We start from the raw sequence: 2,395 nt of genomic DNA, 5'->3' as shown, positions 1-2,395 counted from the left end.
GGAGCATTGCAGGAATGGCAAAATCTCTGTCAGTGACGGAGTCGGTCAGCTGAAAGAGTTGATTGCGGCGGTAGATTGTGGGGAATACGGAACAGCAAGAAATCTTCTTAACGATCCCGATGCAATTTTGCTGTACAGAAAAAATGCGCCCCGGCTATCTACTGTGACCCCTAACCTGCCAGGCAAAACAGGCAATCCCTCCGGCGGGCATCGGGGAAATGCAGCACCGAAATAATAGTCACCGAATGAGATAGAGAAGGTCGCGAAAGCGGCCTTTTTTAGTTTTAAAGACGGCTATCATCCATATCAAGACACCCCATATTGACCTTTTAACTTCCCCGCCAGATGCCGATTCTCCAACACTCATCATTCTGACGCCGCAATGAATCAAAATGCCCGGACAAACGATCAGAATGTGCTGAATTTCATAATCTAGCCTGATATTTGAAGCAGAAAAGTCCGCTGGGTATTTCATCTGGCAAACGCTTGACGCATTATTTTGGGAACTATCCCTTTATAAGCATAAAACCTCATGAAAAATCCTGAAGAACTCGTCCCGATGGATAGCCCGATTTTTAACATGACCGATTACCTGGCCGCTATTCTTGACCGCTACAAAGCCGGTGCCATCACACGTAACCAGGCAGTGACGCTGCTTCTGGATTTTATGGCGGACATGGGTGCGGCTGAAGAAGGGCGATTTGGGGGGGATGATGGCGAAATCCACTGACCGGAAATTCGCGATCGTCTCGCACTGAGGGTATCAGGGAAAATGCCGGGGTCAGCAACAAGCCACGCTGCCCCGGCACCCGGAAGGTATGCAAGCCCCCGGTATCCCTGATCCTGTTATCACCACCGTACTATTGCGGTTTCGGTGGCGTGTAGCGCGGCGCAGGAGACTGCGGCACGGGTTGTATTTCGTCTTTCGGTTTATGAGCATCATAACCCGCCCACTGGCGCTGAACCGGATGCGTCAGCGGCACTGTTTTACCTGACGAGGCATTAAACTGAGGGATACGCTGGATAGTGTCCCGGACAAAGTCATTCTCCCCACGGATCTCCGACCGCTCCCCGCTCTTCTGCGCCGTAATATGCAGTGCCATAGCCAGATTTTTTCCTCGCTCTTCCGGCGCATCAGCCACTTCAATCAGCACACCTCTGTCCAACAGTACAGGTTTCCCACCGGACGAATAGACCACGGCACCGTCACGTTTAACCGTCGTTTCATAGCCACGAATAATAGCGGGTTTCACATCATCAGCCACCGCATTCAGAATGACATTGCCGGATATTGGCGCCGTTCTGTTTTGACGCTTCTGACGATAAGCCCACCCACGTAACTGGGACACGGCTGCCGTATCCAGATGCGTTGCCTGTACTTCCACCCATGCCCGGTACGATAACGGTCGGGCGTCAGGTGAGGACTTGATAGCGTCGCGCTCCGTGCGTATCTGGATCTTAAGTGCGGACATGGCCTTCAGCTTGTCCACTTCCAGCGCGCGGTACATCAGCTTACGCAGCAACGGATCACGTTGCACCAGACGAACATGATTCTTGCGGATACGGTATTCCGCTGCCAGTTCCCGGAAACGGGTACGCATGTCCTCTTTTGAAATCCCCGGACGCACAAAACCCTTTTTATAGGTCTGATATCTGCCGATTAAATCTTCCCGGGCTTCCGCACGCGCGATACGGCGTTCTGCCCGCGCACCCCGATCACGACAATGCAGCAGGCTGTCATAAAGAGATTCAATGGCCACACAGTTCTGCAACAGACGTCCGGGCACAGTGTCCCGCACAGGCGCTTTCTCAAATACACCGATCAGCTCCTGCTGTTCATCCAGTGTCAGCTCCGGATGCAGACGGCTGGCACGTAACGGAATATGGCTGTCATCGTTCAGATCATAAATAGCCAGCCCGGTCCCTTTCTGGCGTAACTCCAGCCCCGCCGCATGTAACACATCATGAATATCATCCCAGTTGTACTGGTCCCCTGACATAAACAGGGTGTCAATTTTCTTCCGGCAGTGGTCCACGGCATAGGTATGCAGGCTTTCCTTGTCGCTGAAAAACTCCAGGCGACGGGCCGCAGCCGGTGCTGGTTTATAGAACTGTTTGTTACGCACAACCATACCCTGGTCGTTCACACGATACGGCCCGTTATCATGTTTCCACTGGTGCTTCAGCTCCAGCTCACGACAACAACGGTCCAGCACAAAGTGGTCGTTATACAGCGAGGCCGCTTTATAGCTCACCGGGTTCACACGGTTAACTGACAGGTGAACATGCAGGTTATCGGTGTCATCGTGGATAGCAAAAACATACTGATGGTCAGCCATACCCAGCCCTTTCAGGCAGTGACGGGCTGATTCAAAAATCTGATCAGGTGTAGGCC

The 2,395-nt window shown here is 52.6% G+C and carries 3 protein-coding genes; 2 read left to right on the top strand and 1 reads right to left on the bottom strand.

Annotated elements, in window-relative coordinates; all coding sequences use genetic code 11:
• Both M977_RS25730 and M977_RS23670 read left to right on the top strand, forming a co-directional pair.
• Positions 1-235, top strand: a 235-nt coding sequence (locus M977_RS25730; RefSeq protein ID WP_425339059.1) for a hypothetical protein, incomplete at its 5' end; no start/stop codon positions are given.
• Positions 236-532: 297 nt separating this feature from the next.
• Complete coding sequence (locus tag M977_RS23670) at positions 533-730, top strand: hypothetical protein (protein WP_064519589.1); 198 nt, start codon at positions 533-535, stop codon at positions 728-730.
• 130 nt (positions 731-860) lie between these two features.
• Here M977_RS23670 and traI read toward each other — a convergent pair.
• Positions 861-2,395 (bottom strand): TraI/MobA(P) family conjugative relaxase (gene traI / locus M977_RS23665; RefSeq protein ID WP_064519585.1); only part of this gene is annotated, 1,535 nt, incomplete at its 5' end.

The sequence above is a fragment of the Buttiauxella gaviniae ATCC 51604 genome (assembly GCF_001654835.1).
In the GTDB taxonomy this organism is placed as follows: Bacteria; Pseudomonadota; Gammaproteobacteria; order Enterobacterales; family Enterobacteriaceae; genus Buttiauxella; species Buttiauxella gaviniae.
This window is presented reverse-complemented; position numbering and strand designations above follow the sequence as displayed.

What these genes read in the sequence shown, in the direction of transcription:
- M977_RS23670 (WP_064519589.1), top strand. Translation starts at nt 533, where the DNA reads ATGAAAAATCCTGAAGAACTCGTCCCGATGGATAGCCCGATTTTTAAC.